Raw genomic sequence first — 19,366 nt, forward strand, 5'->3', positions numbered from 1 at the left:
TCAGGCGCCCGGCACCAGGCGCGCCCGCAGGTCTGCTGGCAGGCGCGCCGGGCCGCCGCTGGTCTTGATGGCCACCACGGTCACGTCCGCCGTCGTCAGCACCGCATCGCCCCGCGCGATGGTCTGGCGCAGCCCGAGCCGTACGCCGCTTGACTGGGTGACTTCCGTATTGACGGTCAGCAGATCATCGATCCGCGCGGCCCCGATGAACTCGATCGCCATCGAGCGCACCGCAAAGGCGATGCCCTGTTCGGCCAGCTCGGCGTGATGAATACCCAGGTCCCGCAGGAACTCCGTGCGCCCCCGCTCGAAGAATTTGAGATAGGCCGCGTGATAGACATTGCCCGAAAAATCGGTGTCTTCGTAATAGATGCGGACCGGAAAGCTGTGCGTGCTCATGGGGTGTGGCGGGACCGCTCGTCATGGGTCACATGGACATGGTCATCCGGCAGGCCGCGCAGGAAACCGGGCAACCAGCGCGGCAACAGGTTGAACGCTTCCAGCGCCCCATCCTCCAGCGGCACCCAATAGAACGAGAGGATGTGCCCCTCGTCCGGCCGCTGAAGCCAGGGCTCGGCACCGTTTGGCCCCTGCCCCGGCAATGCGACCTCATAGAAAAAGCCCAGCTCGTGGAAGTCCTCGTCCTCGCGCCGATAGAAGCTTTCGGAGGTGGCGATCATGCGCCCCAGCGTTGCCGGCATCGCCAGCTCTTCTTCCATCTCGCGCTCGAGGCTGAGGCGGCTGCCCTCGCCCAGCTCGATCCGCCCGCCGGGCAACATGGTGTAGTCGTCATCGTCTTCGCGACAGACCAGCACATGACCATCAACGATGATGATCCCGGCCACCCGGAAATTAAACCGCTGCCCCTCGATGGGAAAGCTGATCACATGCCGGCCGCTCACTCCCCATCCTCCTCGAACAGGCTTGATTGCAGCCCGACAAACCCCTGCGGCACCACCTTGCCCAGATGTTGGAACGCGATCGCCGTCAGCATGCGGCCGCGCGGCGTGCGCTGAATGAAGCCCTGCTGCAAGAGATAGGGCTCGACGATTTCCTCGATGGCGTCCCGCGGCTCGGAGAGCGCCGCGGCAATGGTCTCGATGCCCACCGGCCCGCCATTGTAGAAATCGGCAATGGTGTTGAGATAGCGCCGGTCGAGTTGATCGAGCCCCCGCGCGTCCACGTCGAGCCGCAGCAGCGCCTTGTCGGCTGCCGCCCGGTTGACTTCGGTTACCCCGTCGACCATGGCAAAGTCGATCACCCGGCGCAGCAGCCGGCCGGCAATGCGTGGCGTCCCGCGCGAGCGGCGGGCAATTTCCATCGCCCCGTCCGGCGCCATCTTCATGCCCAGGAGCCGCGCCCCGCGCGTCACGATCTGCACCAGCTCTTCCGGCGTGTAGAAATTGAGCCGCACCGGAATGCCGAAGCGGTCGCGCAGCGGCGTCGTCAGCAGCCCCGCGCGGGTCGTCGCGCCAACCAAGGTAAACTTGGCCAGATCGATGCGCACCGAGCGCGCAGCCGGTCCCTCGCCGATGATGAGATCGAGCTGGAAATCCTCCATCGCCGGATAGAGCACTTCCTCGATGGCCGGGTTGAGCCGATGGATCTCGTCGATAAACAGCACATCGCGCTCTTCGAGATTGGTCAGCAGTGCCGCGAGGTCCCCTGCCTTGGCGATGACCGGACCGGAAGTGGCGCGAAAACCAACCCCCAGCTCCTTGGCGATGATCTGCGCCAGCGTCGTCTTGCCCAGCCCCGGCGGCCCGACGAACAGCACATGGTCGAGCGCCGCGCCGCGTTGTTTCGCCGCCTCGATGAACACCTCGAGATTGGCCCGCGCCGCCGCCTGCCCGACAAAATCGGCAAAGCCGGAGGGCCGCAGCGAAACGTCGAGATTGTCATCCCGGCCGGCGGCCGGGGAGGTAAGATTGGTCAAACGCTCAGTTCCCTAAGCCCAAGTCGAATAAGCTTTTCGGTCGGCGCATCGTCGCCTTCCTTCGCCACCACCCGCGCCACGGCCGACGAGGCCTGTGCGCTCGAATAGCCCAGATTGGTCAGCGCCGAGACCGCATCGGTTACATTGGACGACGCCACACCCTCGCCCAGCGCCGCCTGCAGCCCCAGCGTACCGGCGTCTACTGCACCAATGGCCGGCACCTTGCCCTTGAGCTCCGTCACCACCCGCAGTGCCAGTTTCGGACCCACGCCATTGGCCCGGCCGATCATCGCCTTGTCCTGCAGCGCCACCGCGCTGGAAAGCTCCGATGGCGACATCACCGAGAGAATGGCCAATGCCACCCGCGAGCCCACGCCCTGCACTGTCGTCAGCAGGTTGAACCAGCTCTTTTCCGCCTCATTGGCAAAACCATAGAGCCGGATCAGGTCTTCGCGCACGATGGTCTCGATGAACACCACCGCCGCCTCGCCCACCCGCGGCAATGCCTGCAGCGTGCGCCCCGAGCAGAACACCTCGTAGCAGACCCCGCCACAGTCGATAAGCACCCAGTCGTCGCCGAAACTGTCGACCAGGCCCTTCAATTTGCCAATCATGCAAGAGCCCCCATGCGGCGCGCCGAGACGCGATGATGCGCGTGGCAGATGGCGACGGCCAGCGCGTCGGCCGCATCCGCGCCCTTGATCACCGCCGCCGGCAAGAGTGTCCTGACCATCAGCCCCACCTGGTTCTTCTCGGCATGGCCGGTCCCCACCACAGATTTCTTGACCAGGTTCGTGGCATATTCGGCCACCACCAGCCCACGCATGGCCGGCACCACCAGGGTCACCCCGCGCGCCTGGCCCAGGATCAGTGCCGAACGGGCGCCGGCATTGACGAAGGTCTCTTCCACGGCCGCCTCGTCGGGCCTGTGGCTGTCGAGCACCTCGCCCAGCCCGGTGGCCAGCGCCGCGAGGCGATCGGCCAGCGCGCCATCGATCGGCGGGGTGATGGTGCCCCCGGCGACGAAGCTCAGCCGGTTGTCCACAGCCTCGATGATGCCCCAGCCGCAGCGGCGCAGCCCTGGATCGATCCCGATGATTCGCACAGCCCGTGTCATGATATTCCTTGTAGTGACGCAGCCCGAACTTACCAAGTGCAAAGTGAACAAATGGGCAACAAGTCAGCCAACCTGCTTGTCTAGTTCAATTTTTACCGGATGGACAAACATCATGTTGAGGAACCCCCCGCTAGCTTGCGCCTGGGATTGCAGGCAGACGGGGCGCAAATGACGACGGCAGGGGCAAGGTTCACGGTTCGGGCGGTCTCGCGGGTTGAGGCCGGCGTCGTCGGGGGCCCGGCGCGGACACCAACGCCCCGCTCCCCCCGGTCATCCATTCCCCGAACCAACCGCCCGTGCTGCCGCCAATGATGTCCCCGAAAAGCCTCTCCCTGCAGAGTTGGTCCAGCGTCGGCCGTTGGACCGTCTTCGGCACCATGGCCTGCGTTGCCGCCTCCATCGCCTTCACCCTCGTCGCCTTTGCCGATCTCAGCGACGAACTGGGCCTGCGCCTGGTGGCATGCGCTGCCGCCCTGCCGATCATCATTGGCGCACCACTGTTCTTCTATTTCAGCGTCCGGATGCGCGGCCTGGCGATCGCCAATGCCCGGCTCGGGCGCGTGGCCCGCACCGACAGCCTGACCGCCTGTCTCAATCGTGGTGCCTTCACCGATCGCATCGACGCCTGGCTGCGCGACCCCGCCGCCGCGCGAAGTGGCGCGCTGCTGGTCATCGATGCCGACAACTTCAAGACCATCAACGATCTCTACGGCCATGACGTCGGCGACGAGGCCCTGACCGTGATTGCCCGCGCCATACGATCGGTCCTGCGCAATGGCGACATTGTCGGCCGCATGGGCGGCGAGGAATTCGGCGTCTTCCTGCCGGGCGTCACCCTGCACCAGGCGCAATTGGTTGCCGACCGCATCCGCCTTTGCGTGAACTTTGCGGCGTTCCAGCCCCAGGGAGAGCCACACGAACTGTCCGTCAGCATTGGCGGCGCCGTTTTCACCCAGGCCACCAGTTTTGCCCAATTGTTCCGCATCGCCGACCAGCGCCTCTATGGCGTCAAGCATGCCGGCCGCAATGCCGCCGCGGTCGTTCAGGTCGAGGATGTCCCGGTCATCACCCTCAAGTGCATTGCATGAACCCATGAAAAAGGCGGCCCGAAGGACCGCCCCATTCTCATGGTTCTGTCGATGAACGCTCCACCGGAGCAATCTCGCCTGCTTCCGCCCGTCAGCCTTCCAGCTTGGCGGCGTCTTCGTCACTCATGTCGAAGTTCGAATAGACGTTCTGAACGTCATCGTCTTCTTCAAGCGTCGAGAGCAGCTTCATCAGCGTGGCGCCCTTTTCGGCGTCGATCGGCGTCTCGTTCTGCGGCCGCCAGATGGCCTTGACCGATTCGGCCTCGCCCAGCACCGCCTCGAGCGCCGCCGCAACCTCGGCCATGCTCTCGAAGCTGGTATAGATATAGTGGCCCTCTTCGTCGCTCTCGACATCGTCGGCGCCTGCCTCGATGGCGGCCTCCATCACCTTGTCTTCCGAGCCGATCGCGGCCGGATAGGTGATTTCGCCAACCCGGTCGAACATGAAGCCGACCGAACCGGTTTCACCCAGCGCGCCGCCATTCTTGGAGAAATAGGAGCGCACATTGGAGGCGGTGCGGTTGCGATTGTCGGTCAGCGCCTCGACGATGACGGCAACCCCGCCCGGACCGTAGCCCTCGTAGCGGATTTCGTCATAGCTCTCGGCATCATTGCCCGAGGCCTTCTTGATGGCGCGTTCGATATTGTCCTTGGGCATGGACTGCGCGCGCGCATTGGCGACGGCGAGCCTGAGGCGCGCATTGAAGGCCGGATCGGGCTGGCCCATTTTTGCCGCCACGGTGATTTCGCGAGCCAGCTTGGAAAAGACCTTCGAGCGCGCCGCGTCCGACTTGCCCTTGCGGTGCATGATGTTTTTGGCGTGGGAATGGCCAGCCATGTGAGACCTCGGATATGCAATTCTGGAGTTCGGCTTGGCTTATAGGGGGCGGCAGCGCAAAAATAAAGCGCCCGCCCGGCAGTGGAACCGGGCGGGCGCGGAATCCGGCGGCCCGAACTCAGCCCGGGTCGTGCTTGTTCCAGATGTCCTGGTCGATCTTGCCGCTGAGTTCAGGATAGTCGGCAGCGTGGAACAGCGGTTCCCGGCCCGCCTTGCGCTGCGCCCGGTAATCCTTGGTGAGCTTGGCCACCGTGCCCGAGAGCAGCACGATGGCGATCAGGTTCACCGTCGCCATCAATCCCATCGAAGCGTCGGCCGCGTTGAACACGGTCGCCACGCTTTCATAGGCGCCCCAGACCACCATGGCGAGCACGCCCAGCCGCAGCACTGCCAGCCCGGGTCGATTGCCAATCCTGAGGAAGGTCATGGCATTCTCGGCATAGGAATAATTGCCGATGATTGAGGTGAAGGCAAAGAAGAGGATCGCCACGGCGATGAAATACTGTCCCGCGCCCCCGATATGGACGCTCATCGCCGCCTGCGTCAGCGGCGTCCCGGTCAGTTCATTGCCGGGCACCATCACGCCAGACAGCAGGATCATCAGCGCCGTGGCGGTGCAGATGAGAATGGTGTCGATGAACACGCCCAGCGCCTGCACGAAACCTTGCGAGGAGGGATGATGCGGGTCGGGGGTCGCCACCGCCGCGATATTGGGGGCCGAGCCCATGCCGGCCTCGTTGGAAAACAGGCCCCGCTTGACCCCGTTGAGCAGCGCTCCGGCCAGTCCGCCGCCTGCGGCCTCGAGGCCAAACGCGCTCTGCACGATATGGCCGAGTACGCCCGGCACCTCGCCAATATGGATCGCAACCACATAGAGCGCGACGGCCAGGTAGATCACCGCCATGAATGGCACGATGATCTCGGCCACCCGTGCGATCTGCCGAATGCCGCCGAAAATGACGATGCCGGTCACTACGGCCAACGCCACGCCGACCCAGATCTTGTCGAAACCGAAGGCGCCCTGCATGGCATCGGCAATGGAATTGGCCTGCACCGCATTGAAGACGAGGCCAAAGGCCAGGATCAGGCAGACGGAAAATATGGCCCCGGCCCAGGGTGCCCCGAGGCCGCGGGCGATATAGAAGGCCGGTCCGCCGCGATATTCGCCGTCCTCGTTCCGGGTCTTGTAGAGCTGGGCCAGTGTGGATTCAGAATAGGCCGTAGCCATGCCCACCAGCGCCACCATCCACATCCAGAAGATCGCGCCGGGTCCGCCCAGATAGAGCGCCACCGCCACCCCGGCCAGGTTTCCCGTGCCCACCCGGGAGGCCAGGCTCGTGCACAATGCCTGGAACGGGGTAATGCCCGCGCTGTCGCCCTTCTTGGAGCCGAGCACCGCCCGGAACATCTCGCCAAAATTGACGAACTGGATGAAGCCCAGTCGGACGGTGAAATAGAGGCCCACCGCCAATAGGCCATAGATGAGGACATAGCCCCAGAAGATGTCGTTGAGAAAGTTGATGATCGGATCGAGCATGGCCCCATTTCCCTCATGCGTGGACGATTGATCGGCACTTGCTACCGCGTCCGGGGCCAATAATTCTCCAGCCTGTCCGTTCTTCTGCGCCCCAGGCGCAACAGGCCGATCCGACCTCATATTGCCGGCAACGGCAAGGGGGAAATCTGCCTGTGCCTCAGCGCTCGGCGAAGTCTGGCAGCACCTGTGAAAGCACCCCGCCCACCCGTAGCGGGCAGATGTGGCGCGCCAGCCCGGTGGCGGGGTCCGTCTCGATGGCTACCCCGCACAGGGTCGCCTCGCCCTCGGCCGGCGTGAACCGGCCATTGGGAATGCCGGTCAGGAAGCGGTTGAGCGGCTCGTCGGTATCGGTGCCGATGATGGAGTCGAAATCCCCGCACATGCCGGCATCGGCCATGAAACCCGTCCCGCCCTTGAGCACGCGATGGTCCGAGGTTGGTATATGAGTGTGAGTACCCACTACCAGGCTCACCCTGCCGTCGAGGAAATGCCCCATGGCCTGGATTTCCGAGGTCGCTTCGGTATGGAAATCCACGATCACCGCATCGGCCACCTCGCCCAGCGGCGCATCGGCGATGGCGGCCTCCACCGCGCGGAACGGATCGTCTATGGGCGGCATGAACACCCGCCCCAGCGCATTGACCACCAGTACCCGGTGGCCATTGCGCCCCTCGACCATCATGGCGCCGCGCCCCGGCGTACCGGGAGCATAGTTGACGGGTCGGATCAGCGTCGGTTCGCGCTCGATATAGCTCAGCGCCTCGCGCTGGTCGAAGGCATGGTCGCCCAGGGTGACGATATCGGCTCCCGCATCGCGCAGGCCCTGGAAATGGGTTTCGATCAGGCCCTTGCCATGGCTGGCGTTCTCGCCATTGACCACCACGAAGTCGAACCCGTAGCGCGCGATCAGCCCCGGCAGGCGTTCAGCCACGGCGTCCCGGCCGGAACGGCCAACGACGTCACCCAGGAACAACAGCCTCATGCGTTCGATCCGAAGAAGCGCACACCATTCTCGGTCACGACGGCGTCGAGCGGCACGTCGTGGTCTTCGCGTGGCACAAAGCTCAACTCCTGCGCCGCGAAGGCCAGTCCGATCAGCATGGGCTTCTTGGGCAGCACCGCCAGCGTCCTGTCATAATAGCCACCGCCATAGCCCAGGCGCGTTCCCTGGCTGTCAAAGCCCAGCAGCGGCATCAACACCACGTCGGGTGCCGCCCGGGGCGCCAGGTCGGAAGGGGCCAGCGTGCCGAAGCCGGCTTCATACAAGGGTGCGTCCGCCTCCCAGACCCGCAGGTCCAGCGGCTGCTCGTCGCCCTGCACCACCGGAAGCAGCACCTTCTGGCCACTGTCCATCAATCGGATCAGGATCGGCTGGCAATCCAGCTCGTCACGGATGCGCCAATAGCCGGCAATCACATCCTCGGGTGCATAGGCGATGCTTTCGAAGAAATGCTGCGCCACCGCCTTGGCGGCGTCGGCCCGGTCCTCGTCGGAGAGGCCGGCCCGGATGGCGTGAGCCTCCCGGCGCAGCGCCGCCTTTGCCTCTTCGAATGCCTCGTCCGCCATGCGCCCTCGTCAAATTCAATACGGTGCCGCCCTGGCCGTGGGACTTGCGATCCCGGGAACCTACATACGTAGGTGGGCGCCGTATGTCCGAGCCCACGGGCCCGGTCAGGGACAGCTCCCTTAGGATCGATTAAGGCCCCGGGGATATGTGTGTCCTCACGCACCGGGCAGCCCACAAGATATAGGCGCTTGTGCAGCCGGCTGCAAACGGCCAGAGCAAGGTTTCACCCGCATTTGCGATATGGCTAGAGCAGATCGAACCAGTCTTGCAGATGGTGGATGACTCGCAAGATAATGATGTTGCCATCCTCGATGACATAGAGAATGTGATGCGCTTCGCAGGGCATCAGCCGAACGAGACGCCTGGCCCCACGCCGTTCTGGCGCCATTTCGGGATTTTCGGCCAGATGATCGAACATGTTGACCAATACTTGGTCGTACTTTTCGGCCTGACGCAGCCCGAACTTGGTAAGACTCCACAGCGAGATGCGGTCAAGGTCATCGCTTGCCGCCGCCGTAAGCTTCCACATGTCATGCAGACTTTTGCTGAGCTATGACGTCCAGCCGCTTCGCCTTCATACGTGCCAGGAGATCCTCTCGACTTATCTCCACGATACCGCTGGCCAAGGCCTGCTCTACCATTTGGTCGAGCTTTTCACGGGCGTCCGCCCGCGCCTGCTCCTTGCGCACGAGGTCGCGGATCACATCGCTGCTATTGGCGTATCGGCCGGTCTCGACCTGTTCCTCCACCCATTGCTTCATCGCATCGGGAAGCGACACATTCATTGTGGCCATGGTGCAAGCTCCAGCAAAGTGGCAAGGATTGCCAATCTTTGCCAAAGATTACGGCAGCGATGCGGCTTGGTCCAGTGTATCGGCCACGTCCTCAAGCGCCTTTGCCGCATCCTCGAGCCTTTGGGCGAACGCGGCCTCGGTGTTCTCGAGTTCGCTCGCGATATCCTGGCCCGCCTGCGTGAGTTCGGCCACCTGCGCTTCCAGCGCCTTGATCCGCCGTTCGGCCTCGGACAATTCGTCCAGCACGGCAATGCCGGCCATCACCGTGAGCCGATTGTCGCCGATCTCACCCACGGCACCCTTGAGGCCTTCCACTTGGGTATTGAACCGCTCGGCCAGCCCGATCAGATGGCCCTGCTGGCCCTCCTCGCAGGCCATGCGGTATTTGCGGCCATTGATTTCGACATTGACCTCGGGCACCTGGCTACTCCGCCTTTTCCAGCACGGCGCGCACGGTTTCCATGGCCACGACCAGCCGGCGCGACACCTCGTGGGCGCTGTCGTCGAGCCGCTTGGCGCGCGCCGCGGTCTTGTCGAGTTCGGTCGCCAGCCGCGCCCGCTCATGCACCAGGCGCTGCGTGTCCACTTCCATGCGCTGGTGGCGCTGCAGTCGCGTGTTGAGGTCGCGTACGCTCGTGGCCAGCCGCGCCAATGCCCGGTCGAACCGGTCGGCGGCCGTGGCCAGGCCCTCTTCAAGTTTCGTCTCACTCATGGCCGCTACTGCCCTCAAGACGCGACGATTCCAACCGGTTCAGCCTGCCCCACCGATTATGGCAATGCAACTGGCTTGACGGGCTAACCCCCCGGAAATCCGGCCCGTAACCGAACGGCATTGGCCCTTGGTGACATTGACAGGCAGGCCGAACCTGTTATGCCTCAACCCCGCCTTTGGGAGGAGGCTGGCCTCGCCGCCGCTCCCGACAAATCCTGGATTTTTTAGCGAGCGGTCTCTCATGACGAATACAGCCCAGCAGAACGACTTGGCCAATGCGATCCGGTCCCTCTCCATGGACGCGGTCGAAAAAGCCAATTCCGGCCACCCTGGCCTGCCCATGGGCTGCGCCGACATCGCAACCGTGCTCTTTACCAAGGTGATGAAGTTCGACCCCGCCGATCCCCATTGGGCCGATCGCGATCGCTTCATCCTCTCGGCCGGCCACGGCTCGATGCTGCTCTATTCCTCGCTCTACCTGCTCGGCTATGCCGACATGACCATCGACCAGGTCAAGAATTTCCGCCAGCTCGGCTCCAGGACCGCCGGCCACCCCGAATTCGGCCACGCCACCGGCATCGAAACCACCACTGGCCCGCTCGGCCAGGGCCTTGCCAATTCGGTCGGTTTTGCCGTTGCCGAAGCCAAGCTCGCCGCCGAATTCGGATCTGACCTCGTCGATCACCACACCTTCGTCCTCGCCGGTGACGGCTGCCTCATGGAAGGCATTTCCCAGGAAGCCATTTCGCTTGCTGGCCACCTCAAGCTCAACAAGCTCATCGTCATCTGGGACAACAACAACATCACCATCGACGGCAAGGTCTCCAACGCCGACTCGACCGACCAGATCGCGCGCTTCAAGGCAGTGGGCTGGAACACCATCGAGATCGACGGCCACGACCAGGCCGCCATTGAAAAGGCCCTTCTCGACGCCAAGGCCTCGACCGACAAGCCGACCCTGATCGCCGCCAAGACCACCATCGGTTTCGGCGCGCCCAAGAAGGCCGGTACCGAAAAGGTCCATGGCGCCCCGCTCGGCGCCGAGGAACTGGCCGGCGCCAAGGCCGCGCTCGGCATCGACTACCCGGCCTTTGAAATCCCCGCCGCCATTCTCGAAAGCTGGCGTGCCGCTGGCAAGCGCAGCCAGAACCTGCGCGGCGAGTGGGAAGCGCGCCTCAATGCCTCGGACAAGAAGGCCGAATTCGCCCGCCGCATGATGGGCAAGCTGCCGGCCGATTTCGGCTCGGCCATGGCCGCCTACAAGAAGAAGCTCGCCGAGGACAAGCCCAAGGTCGCCAGCCGCAAGGCTTCGCAGATGGCGCTCGAAATCATCAACAAGACCGTGCCTGAGACCCTGGCCGGCTCGGCCGACCTGACCCATTCCAATCTCACCAACACGCCCGAGACCCTGCCCTTCCAGGCCGACAACCGCCTGGGTCGCTACATGATGTATGGCATTCGCGAGCATGAAATGGGCGCGGCCATGAATGGCGTGGCGCTGCATGGCGGCCTCATCCCCTATGGCGGCACTTTCATGGTCTTTACCGACTATGCCCGCCCCGCCATCCGCCTCTCGGCGCTTATGGAACAGCGCGTCATCTATGTCATGACCCACGATTCCATCGGCCTGGGCGAAGACGGCCCGACCCACCAGCCGGTCGAACACCTGTCTGCGCTCCGCGCCATTCCCAATCTGCTGGTCTTCCGCCCGGCCGACGCCATGGAAACGGCCGAATGCTGGGAACTGGCCATGGAGACCAGGAAGCACCCCTCGATCCTCGCCCTCTCCCGCCAGAACCTGCCGGCGGTCCGCACCGAATATTCGGCCGAGAACAAGTCGGCCAAGGGTGCCTACACGCTGGTCGGCCCGGCCGATGCCGACGCTGTCATCTTTGCCACCGGTTCCGAAGTGGCCATCGCCGTCGAAGCCCAGAAGGAACTGACCGAGAAGGGCATTTCCGCCCGCGTCGTCTCGGTGCCCTCCATGGAGCTCTTCGCCCAGCAGTCCGACGTCTACAAGGCCGAGATTCTCGGCACCGCCAAGGCGCGCGTCGCCGTGGAAGCCGGTATCGAGATGAGCTGGAACAAGCTCCTGGGCGACAAGGGCCGCTTTGTGGGCATGCATTCTTTCGGCGCATCCGGCCCGATCGACGCGCTCTATGCCCACTTTGGCATTACGTCCAAGGCCGTTGTTGAAGCCGTCACCGCACAGTTGTAAGAGAGCCCCGCCTCCCTTTCTCCTCCCCTCCCGCTAGGAGCGTAAAAACATGGCAGTTCGCGTCGCCATCAATGGATTTGGCCGTATCGGCCGCAATGTCCTCCGGGCCATCATCGAGTCGGGTCGCACCGACATCGAAGTGGTGGCCATCAACGATCTCGGCCCGGTGGAAACCAATGCCCACCTCTTGCGCTTCGACAGCGTGCACGGTCGCTTCCCGCACACCGTCAAGGTCGATGGCGACACCATTGACGTCGGTCGCGGCCCCATCAAGGTGACCGCCGTCCGCAATCCCGAAGAACTGCCGCACGCCGCCATGGGCGTGGATATCGCTCTGGAATGCACCGGCATCTTCACCAGCAAGGAAAAGGCATCGGCGCATCTCAAGGCCGGCGCCAAGAAGGTGATCATCTCGGCCCCCGGCGACGGCGCTGACAAGACCATCGTTTTCGGCATCAACCATGCGTCCCTCACCAAGGACGACGTGGTGATCTCGAACGCCTCCTGCACCACCAATTGCCTGGCCCCGCTGGCCTATGTGCTGCACAAGGAATTCGGCATCGAAAAGGGAATGATGACCACCATCCATTCCTATACCGGTGACCAGCCGACCCTCGACACCATGCACAAGGATCTCTATCGCGGCCGTGCGGCTGCGCTTTCGCAGATCCCGACCTCGACCGGCGCCGCCAAGGCGATTGGCCTCGTGCTCCCTGAATTGAAGGGCAAGCTCGACGGCGTCTCGATCCGCGTGCCGACCCCCAACGTCTCCTGCGTCGATTTCAAGTTCATCGCCAAGCGCGATGTGACTGCCGAAGAGATCAATGCCGCGGTCAAGAAGTACGCCGATGGTGAACTCAAGGGCGTGCTCGGCTACACCGAGTTCCCCAATGTCTCGATCGACTTCAACCACGACAGCCACTCCTCCACCATGGCTCTGGATCAGACCAAGGTGATGGACGGCAATTTCGTCTCGGTCCTCTCCTGGTACGACAATGAATGGGGCTTCTCCAACCGCATGGCCGACACGGCCGTGGCGCTGGGCAAGACGCTTTAATGTCACCCCTCTTACAGACCCTCTTCGGTTTTGCCGGACTGGGCCTGCTAATTGGGCTCTTTTTCTTCATGGGTCGAAAGGCGCCACGCGATCCGCATGCGCGTCATGAGGTCGACCCAAGGAAGCACCACATAGGTCCATTCTGATTAGGGCGTCCTCCGGGGCGCCCTTCTTTTTTGATCCGCCCATCTTCAACCTCGATGTCACCCCGGCGAAAGCCGGGGCCCATCCTGAGATCTCAAGTTGGATCCCGGCTCAAGAGCCTGCCCTCGGGCGCGACGCGACCCGGGGGCCGGGATGACAGCCGCTAGGTGCTGATGCAATGTGCCTGGAGAACGGATCACCCTCTGGTGCCAAATGATTCTCAATCGATCCATCCGCTGGCGCGGTCTCCACCTCGACACCCTCGAACACTGCCACGTCATCGCCAATGGCCGCGACACCCGCATTCGCGGCGCCATTATCGGTCCCGATTTCGGCCTCTTCTATCGTCTCAAGCTCGATGAAAACGGCCATACCCGCACGGTGAAGATCGAACGCACCGACGGCAAGACGCTCGAACTCTTCGCTGATGGCGCCGGCGGCTGGTCCGATGACCGCGCCGAGCCGATCACCGCGCTCAATGGCTGCATTGACGTCGATATCTGGCCCACGCCCCTGACCAATGCCCTGCCCGTCTGGCGCCAGGACTGGACCGATCAGCCCATCCGCTTCGCCATGGCCTGGATCGACGCCACCGATCTCAGCTTCAAGCGCTCCGAACAGGTCTATACCCGCCTCGATCCCACCCACTTCCGCTACCAGTCCGCCAGTTTCGAGGCCGTGCTCGAAATCGACGCCGACGGTATCGTCACCGACTACCCCGGACTGTTCTCCCGCATTTGACGGGTCCCCCAGTCTGGCCGACAGAAATTTTCTGTCACCGCTTCCGCCAATCGTGCCACTCTGCTACCCACGGCCCGACAAGACCTGACCCGGAGGCGGCACGATGAGCAACGGCTTCAAGACCCTGGATGAACTCGATCTGACGGGGAAGCGCGTGCTTTTGCGGGCGGACCTCAATGTCCCGGTTGCTGATGGCAAGGTCACCGATGCCACCCGCATCGAACGCCTCGTTCCCACCATCCGCGAAATCGTCAAGAAAGATGGCAAGGTCATCCTGCTCAGCCATTTCGGTCGTCCAAAGGGCAAGGCGAACGGCGAATTCTCGCTCGAGCAGGTCTGCTCGGCCGTCGCCGACCAGACCGGTCATCCCGTCGGCTTCGTCGCCACTGACTGGGTGGATGTCAGCGCCGCCAGAGAGGCTATCGACGCCGCGCCTGCCGGTTCGGTGCTGGTCATGGAGAACACGCGCTTCCATCCCGGCGAGGAAGAGAACGACACCGAACTAGCCCAGCGCATGGCCAGCCTGGGCGATGTCTATGTCAACGACGCCTTCTCGGCAGCCCACCGTGCCCATGCTTCCACCGAGGCGCTGGCTCACCTGCTGCCTGCCGCCGCCGGTCTGGCCATGCAGGCCGAGCTCGAAGCGCTCGAATCCGGCCTCGGAAAGCCAAAAAAGCCGGTCGTCGCCATTGTCGGCGGGGCCAAGGTATCGTCCAAGATCGACCTCCTCGAAAACCTCGTCACCAAGGTCGATGGCCTCGTCATCGGCGGCGGCATGGCCAACACCTTCCTGTTTGCCCAGGGCTATGGCGTCGGCAAGTCGCTCTGCGAAAAGGACCTCGCCGATACCGCCCGCCGCATCATGGACAAGGCTGATAAGGCCAATTGCGCCATCATCCTGCCGATCGATGCCGTGGTCTCCTGGCACTTCAAGGCCAATTCACCCACTCGCCTCTATGGCGTGGATGCCGTCGATCCGGACGGCATGATCCTCGATATCGGTCCCTCTTCGATCGAGCGCATCAATGGCGCCATCGACGATGCGCATACCGTGGTCTGGAACGGCCCCGTCGGCGCCTTCGAAATGGAGCCCTTCGACGCCGGCACCGTTGCCATCGCCAGGCACGTCGCCAAGCGCACCCATAATGGCGACCTGGTCTCCGTCGCCGGCGGCGGCGACACCGTGGGCGCCCTCGCCCATGCCGGCGTCAAGGATCAACTGAGCTATGTCTCCACCGCCGGCGGCGCCTTCCTCGAATGGATGGAAGGCAAGCCCCTGCCGGGGGTTGAAGCGCTGAAGAAGTAAGGGAAAGGCCGGGGTGACCCGGCCTTTTCTTTTGCATCGTGTCACCCCACCCTCATTCCTTCTCCTCTCAAATCGCTCCACCGGAGAGATTTGCCCTTCGGGACAAGTCGAAGCCCATCGAGGGGAGGGAGGCGAAGGGCCGATCTGCCAGTGTTCATCGTCTCCCTCCCCCCTGTGGGGAGGGTAGCGTCGCTAGGCCGACGGCCTTAGCAAAGCTAGGTGGGGGTGTCGGCCCGGCCCCGTCGGCTTCATTGTTGATACTAGAACCGCGCCGTCACCGGGTCAGACCCGATCCGCCCGTCCGCACTGTCCAGCCCCGCGATCGCTGCCTTGTCCTCGTCGCTGAGCGAGAAATCGAAGACGTCGAAATTCTCGACGATGCGGCTCGGGGTCACCGATTTCGGAATGACGACCAGCCCAAGGTCGAGATGCCAGCGGATGATCACCTGCGCCGGGCTCTTGCCGTGGCGTGCGGCGATCTCCCCGATCACCGGATCGGTCAGTACCTGGCCTTGCCCCAGCGGGCTCCAGCTTTCCGTGACCACGCCGAGCATTTCGTGCTTGGCCCGCATGGCCTTCTGCTGGAAGCGCGGATGGAGCTGGATCTGGTTGATGGCCGGCGTCACCCCGGTTTCCGAGATCAGGTCGTCGATATAGCTGCCCTCGAAATTCGACACGCCGATGGAGCGGGCCTTGCCCTCTTCCCGAAGACGGATCAGCGCTTTCCAGGTTTCGACATATTTGCCGCGATAGGCCGAAGGCCAGTGGATCAGGTAGAGGTCGACATAGTCGGTGCCCAGCCGCTTGAGGCTGGCATCCATGGCCCTCAGGGTCTCGTCGAACCCCTGATCCTCATTCCACACCTTGGTGGTGAGAAAGATATCTCCGCGCGCCACCCCCGACGCGACAATGCCCTTACCGACGCCCTCCTCGTTTTGGTAGACAGCGGCGGTGTCGATATGCCGATACCCGGTCTTGAGTGCCGTGCTGACCGCTTCGACGGCGACATCATCGGGGGTCTGCCAGACGCCGAGCCCGATCTGCGGAATCGAACGGCCGTCATTGAAGCTCACATGGGGTTGCGTGCTCATCTCATTTCCTGATCTTTTTCGTGAATTGGGCGCGCGGGGCGCCTGCGGAATATCGTCAACTTACGATGGAGTGACAGGAATTCCTAGCCCTGCAATCGGTTCCTTCGAAATCTTCCATACAAGATCATCCTTTCGTCGCATAACCGGACGTCTAATCGAAAGCGGAAAAGCGAAAGTCTAATATTGGGGCAGTCCAATTCGAGGTTTGACCCCATGACTAAGTCGCTCAACGCGATCGCCCAGAAGCTGATGACCCCCGGTATGGGCATTCTGGCCGCCGACGAATCCGAAGGCACGATCGGCAAGCGCTTTGCCAAGATCAACCTGCCCAACACGCTGGAGCTTCGGCGCGACTATCGCGAGATGCTGTTCGGCTCCAGCGAGGCCATGAAGAACTACATCTCCGGCGTCATCCTCACCGAGGAAACGCTCAAGCAGGAAGCGGCCGATGGCACGCCTTTCCGCGCCATTCTTGCCGATGCCGACGTCATTCCCGGCATCAAGGTTGATCGGGGCGCCTTCCCCATGCCGGGCGAAAGCGGCGAGAAGATTACTGAGGGCCTTGATGGCCTGCGCCAGCGCCTCGCCCATTATGCCGAGCTGGGTGCGGGCTTTGCCAAATGGCGCGCAGTCATCACCATCAACGACATTGCCCCCACCCGCAACAATATCCGCGCCAACGCCCATGTGCTGGCGCGCTATGCCATGCTCTGTCAGGAAGCCGGCATTGTCCCCATCGTCGAGCCGGAGGTGGTCGGCGACGGCGAGCCGGGCAACCATTCGCTGGAGCGGTGCGCTCAGGTCACCGGCGACGTGCTCGAAAACGTCTTCAAGGAACTGCGCCTGGCCGGGGTGGATCTGGCCGGCATGCTCCTGAAGCCCAACATGATCCTGCCTGGCATCAATTCACGCGACCGCCCGACCGTGGACGAAGTGGCGCGTCGCACCGTCGAGGTGCTCAAGGAACATGTGCCCGCGGCCGTGCCGGGCATTGCCTTCCTCTCCGGCGGACAGACCGACGAGGAAGCCACCGCCCATCTCTCGGCGATGAACCGCATTGCTGGAAAGCCGTGGCCGATGACCTTCTCCTATGGCCGGGCCTTGCAGAATGTCGCCCTGCGGACCTGGGCAGGGCGGCGCGAAAACTTCCCCACGGCCCGCCAGGCCTTTGCCCATCGCGCCCACATGAATTCGCTGGCCGCACTGGGTGAGTGGTCCAACGATCTGGACCGCGCCGCCTGATCCCGCTTCCGCGAGCCCAACCTCGCGGCTGACGCGCGCTACCCTCCCGGGGCGCGCGTCATTCTTATCCCGGCCCCCATGCCATTGCCTATGATGGGGTCCATCCCCTATTGAGGCATGTCCCTTTCTTGCCAAAATGGCGGTCTAGGGACCCACGGCTCGATACCCGGGAACAAAATGGCGCAGCAGCTTTATCTCATTACGCCGGACAATCCGAACCCGGAGCAGTTTCCGCGCCGGCTCATGAGCGTGTTGTCCGGCCCCGAAGTGGCCGCGCTTCTGGTGCGCCGTGGCGACATGGACGAGCCGGGTTATGCCGAGCTCTGCGAGCGCCTGGTGCAGATCGGCCAGGCAGCCGGTGCCGCAGTCCTGGTCGAGGATGATTGCGAACTGGCCCGGCAATTGGGTGCCGACGGTGTCCACGTTACCAGCGGCGGAACCGTGGCCATTCGCGCCGCCATCGCGGCCCTCAAGCCCGATAGCATCGTCGGTGTGGGCAATATTCGTTCGCGCCACGACGCCATGAGCTTTGGCGAACTTGATGTGGACTATGTCATGTTCGGCCCCTTGGGCGGTCCGGCCGACCCGCAGGCCGAAGAGCTGGCGACCTGGTGGGCCGAGACCTTCGAGGTGCCCGCCATCCACTCCAATCCCGCAGCCACGCCCGAAGCGCGGGATGCGACCAGCGCCGAATTCATTGCCCTTTCCGACTCCGTCTGGGCCAGCGATGACCCGGCAAGCGCGCTCGGCGCATTCGACAAGGCCACCAGGACAAAAGCATGAAGCTTTCCCGGCTCCTCGCGCTCCTGCTTGTGCTCGGCCTGACGCTCCCGGCGCAGGCGCAGACCAACCCTGCCGACCAGATCAGCAATGAAGTGTTTGGGCCGCGCAATCCGGTCGATTACGCCTTCGGCGCCTTCCAGCGCGGCTACTATTTGACGGCGCTGGAACTGGCATTGCCCCGCGCCGAACAGGGCGATGCCGCCGCCCAGACCCTGATCGCCGAAATCTATGCCCGCGGCCTGGGTGTGGCGCAGAGCCCGGAACGGGCTGCCGGCTGGTACCAGCTTGCGTCCAACAATGGTGATCGCCTGGCGACCTTCGAACTTGGCATGCTCTATCAGCAGGGCGTCGGCGTTCCCAAGAACCGCCAGCGCGCCGCCGAATTGTTCAAGACGGCCGCGGAGGCCGGCTACATGCCGGCAAAATACAATCTGGCCCTTCTCCATGTCGAAGGCGTCTATGCCGATCCGAGCCTGACCACCGCCGCAGCGCTGATGAAGGAGGCCGCCGACGCGGAGCTCCCCGAAGCTCTCTATGACTACGGCACCATGTTGCTAGAAGGCGCCGGCGTGGTGCCGGACGCCGCGGCAGGCGCGGACTACATCCGCCAGGCCGCCGAAGCGGGGCTGACCGATGCCCAGGTGGACTACGCAACCCTGCTCTATCTCGGCCAGGGGGTGGACAGGAACATTGCCGAGGCGGCGAGCTGGTACGGCGTGGCCGCCCAATCGGGCAGCGTGGTCGCCCAGAATCGCTATGCCAAGCTGCTCGCCGTGGGCGAAGGCGTGACCCTGGACCTCGAGGAAGCCGCCATGTGGCGGGCCCTGGCGCGCCGGCAGGGGCTGTCCGACCCCGATCTCGACCGGCTTCTAGTGTCCATTCCGCCCGAGGCGCTGGCCCGGGCCGAGGAACGCGCTCGGTTCTGGCCTTCGCTGCCCCCCGGCGAGTTGACGACCGCCAGCCCCGCCCCGGTCGATGGCCCCACTCTGCCGGCGCCGACCGATGCGGACAATGCCCCGAGCCAGCTTGTCGATCCCAATCCCACGGGGTCCGGGACGGCCACCGACGCTCCCGGTCCGGAGGACGGCGCCGCAGACGAGACCGTCCCGGCGACGCAAGACCCTTGAACCCACGCCAGTTCTGGGGCAATAAGCCCGCCACACTTCAATCCAGCGGCGGGGCCAGTCAGGTCCCT

Annotated in this window: 22 protein-coding genes and 1 other RNA gene; 8 read left to right on the forward strand and 15 right to left on the reverse strand. The window is 63.8% G+C overall.

The features are described from left to right. The 5 genes from ybgC to ruvC are packed head-to-tail and all read right to left on the reverse strand — an operon-like array spanning window position 1 to window position 3,053. On the reverse strand, window positions 1–399 hold the full coding sequence (gene ybgC, locus K1X15_RS16040; RefSeq protein WP_220304602.1) for a tol-pal system-associated acyl-CoA thioesterase: 399 nt from the start codon (window positions 397–399) through the stop codon (window positions 1–3). Further along, window positions 396–902 carry an NUDIX hydrolase gene (locus K1X15_RS16045; protein ID WP_220304603.1) on the reverse strand — a complete coding sequence of 169 codons (507 nt, stop codon included), beginning with the start codon at window positions 900–902 and terminating at the stop codon, window positions 396–398. The genes ybgC and K1X15_RS16045 overlap by 4 nt, the downstream gene beginning before the upstream one ends. Further along, window positions 899–1,936: a Holliday junction branch migration DNA helicase RuvB gene (gene ruvB, locus K1X15_RS16050; RefSeq protein WP_220304604.1), complete on the reverse strand. Its 1,038-nt coding sequence runs from the start codon at window positions 1,934–1,936 to the stop codon at window positions 899–901. The genes K1X15_RS16045 and ruvB overlap by 4 nt, the downstream gene beginning before the upstream one ends. Beyond that, window positions 1,933–2,550 carry a Holliday junction branch migration protein RuvA gene (gene ruvA, locus K1X15_RS16055; RefSeq protein ID WP_220304605.1) on the reverse strand — a complete coding sequence of 206 codons (618 nt, stop codon included), beginning with the start codon at window positions 2,548–2,550 and terminating at the stop codon, window positions 1,933–1,935. The genes ruvB and ruvA overlap by 4 nt, the downstream gene beginning before the upstream one ends. Continuing rightward, window positions 2,547–3,053 (reverse strand): crossover junction endodeoxyribonuclease RuvC, encoded by a 507-nt coding sequence (gene ruvC / locus K1X15_RS16060; RefSeq protein ID WP_220304606.1) that lies wholly within the window; start codon window positions 3,051–3,053, stop codon window positions 2,547–2,549. The genes ruvA and ruvC overlap by 4 nt, the downstream gene beginning before the upstream one ends. Before the next feature lie 308 nt (window positions 3,054–3,361). Between ruvC and K1X15_RS16065 the strand changes: the two genes are divergently transcribed. Next, window positions 3,362–4,141: a GGDEF domain-containing protein gene (locus K1X15_RS16065; RefSeq protein ID WP_220304607.1), complete on the forward strand. Its 780-nt coding sequence runs from the start codon at window positions 3,362–3,364 to the stop codon at window positions 4,139–4,141. 91 nt (window positions 4,142–4,232) lie between these two features. On the opposite strand, the gene K1X15_RS16070 is transcribed toward K1X15_RS16065, so the two are convergent. From K1X15_RS16070 to K1X15_RS16110, 9 genes are all read right to left on the reverse strand, one after another. After that, on the reverse strand, window positions 4,233–4,979 hold the full coding sequence (locus tag K1X15_RS16070) for a YebC/PmpR family DNA-binding transcriptional regulator (protein ID WP_220304608.1): 747 nt from the start codon (window positions 4,977–4,979) through the stop codon (window positions 4,233–4,235). A gap of 118 nt (window positions 4,980–5,097) precedes the next feature. Continuing rightward, window positions 5,098–6,516: an alanine/glycine:cation symporter family protein gene (locus K1X15_RS16075; protein ID WP_220304609.1), complete on the reverse strand. Its 1,419-nt coding sequence runs from the start codon at window positions 6,514–6,516 to the stop codon at window positions 5,098–5,100. Between the two features lie 157 nt (window positions 6,517–6,673). Continuing rightward, window positions 6,674–7,498 (reverse strand): TIGR00282 family metallophosphoesterase, encoded by an 825-nt coding sequence (locus tag K1X15_RS16080; RefSeq protein WP_220304610.1) that lies wholly within the window; start codon window positions 7,496–7,498, stop codon window positions 6,674–6,676. Beyond that, a complete protein-coding gene (locus K1X15_RS16085) occupies window positions 7,495–8,082 on the reverse strand; it encodes a 5-formyltetrahydrofolate cyclo-ligase (RefSeq protein WP_220304611.1) in 588 nt (195 codons plus the stop codon). Before K1X15_RS16085 ends, K1X15_RS16080 begins: the two co-directional genes overlap by 4 nt. 19 nt (window positions 8,083–8,101) lie before the next feature. After that, a non-coding RNA gene (gene ssrS / locus K1X15_RS16090) (6S RNA) lies at window positions 8,102–8,259 on the reverse strand. A 68-nt stretch (window positions 8,260–8,327) separates the two neighbouring features. Next, the gene (locus K1X15_RS16095; protein WP_220304612.1) at window positions 8,328–8,612 is read right to left on the reverse strand and encodes a type II toxin-antitoxin system RelE/ParE family toxin; all 285 of its coding nucleotides are present in this window, start codon (window positions 8,610–8,612) and stop codon (window positions 8,328–8,330) included. A gap of 1 nt (window position 8,613) precedes the next feature. Next, complete coding sequence (locus K1X15_RS16100) at window positions 8,614–8,877, reverse strand: type II toxin-antitoxin system ParD family antitoxin (RefSeq protein WP_220304613.1); 264 nt, start codon at window positions 8,875–8,877, stop codon at window positions 8,614–8,616. Between the two features lie 48 nt (window positions 8,878–8,925). After that, on the reverse strand, window positions 8,926–9,297 hold the full coding sequence (locus K1X15_RS16105) for a cell division protein ZapA (protein WP_220304614.1): 372 nt from the start codon (window positions 9,295–9,297) through the stop codon (window positions 8,926–8,928). Window positions 9,298–9,301: 4 nt separating this feature from the next. Beyond that, on the reverse strand, window positions 9,302–9,589 hold the full coding sequence (locus K1X15_RS16110; protein WP_220304615.1) for a DUF4164 family protein: 288 nt from the start codon (window positions 9,587–9,589) through the stop codon (window positions 9,302–9,304). A 241-nt stretch (window positions 9,590–9,830) separates the two neighbouring features. Between K1X15_RS16110 and tkt the strand changes: the two genes are divergently transcribed. The 4 genes from tkt (at window position 9,831) to K1X15_RS16130 (ending at window position 15,055) form a co-directional block, all read left to right on the forward strand. Then, entirely contained in the window at window positions 9,831–11,807 is a 1,977-nt protein-coding gene (gene tkt / locus K1X15_RS16115; RefSeq protein WP_220304616.1) for a transketolase, read from the forward strand. Window positions 11,808–11,856: 49 nt separating this feature from the next. Then, complete coding sequence (gene gap, locus K1X15_RS16120) at window positions 11,857–12,864, forward strand: type I glyceraldehyde-3-phosphate dehydrogenase (RefSeq protein WP_220304617.1); 1,008 nt, start codon at window positions 11,857–11,859, stop codon at window positions 12,862–12,864. A gap of 357 nt (window positions 12,865–13,221) precedes the next feature. Then, window positions 13,222–13,749 (forward strand): putative glycolipid-binding domain-containing protein, encoded by a 528-nt coding sequence (locus tag K1X15_RS16125; RefSeq protein ID WP_220304618.1) that lies wholly within the window; start codon window positions 13,222–13,224, stop codon window positions 13,747–13,749. Window positions 13,750–13,852: 103 nt separating this feature from the next. Continuing rightward, window positions 13,853–15,055: a phosphoglycerate kinase gene (locus K1X15_RS16130; protein WP_220304619.1), complete on the forward strand. Its 1,203-nt coding sequence runs from the start codon at window positions 13,853–13,855 to the stop codon at window positions 15,053–15,055. Window positions 15,056–15,315: 260 nt separating this feature from the next. Here K1X15_RS16130 and K1X15_RS16135 read toward each other — a convergent pair whose 3' ends face one another. Continuing rightward, the gene (locus K1X15_RS16135; protein WP_220304620.1) at window positions 15,316–16,146 is read right to left on the reverse strand and encodes an aldo/keto reductase; all 831 of its coding nucleotides are present in this window, start codon (window positions 16,144–16,146) and stop codon (window positions 15,316–15,318) included. 213 nt (window positions 16,147–16,359) lie between these two features. Between K1X15_RS16135 and K1X15_RS16140 the strand changes: the two genes are divergently transcribed. The 3 genes from K1X15_RS16140 (at window position 16,360) to K1X15_RS16150 (ending at window position 19,298) form a co-directional block, all read left to right on the forward strand. Beyond that, window positions 16,360–17,388: a class I fructose-bisphosphate aldolase gene (locus K1X15_RS16140; RefSeq protein WP_220304621.1), complete on the forward strand. Its 1,029-nt coding sequence runs from the start codon at window positions 16,360–16,362 to the stop codon at window positions 17,386–17,388. A 177-nt stretch (window positions 17,389–17,565) separates the two neighbouring features. Next, window positions 17,566–18,171 (forward strand): thiamine phosphate synthase, encoded by a 606-nt coding sequence (locus K1X15_RS16145; protein WP_220304622.1) that lies wholly within the window; start codon window positions 17,566–17,568, stop codon window positions 18,169–18,171. Then, window positions 18,168–19,298: a tetratricopeptide repeat protein gene (locus tag K1X15_RS16150; RefSeq protein WP_220304623.1), complete on the forward strand. Its 1,131-nt coding sequence runs from the start codon at window positions 18,168–18,170 to the stop codon at window positions 19,296–19,298. Before K1X15_RS16145 ends, K1X15_RS16150 begins: the two co-directional genes overlap by 4 nt. Window positions 19,299–19,366: the final 68 nt, after the last annotated feature.

The organism is Devosia salina (assembly GCF_019504385.1).
Classification (GTDB): Bacteria; Pseudomonadota; Alphaproteobacteria; order Rhizobiales; family Devosiaceae; genus Devosia; species Devosia salina.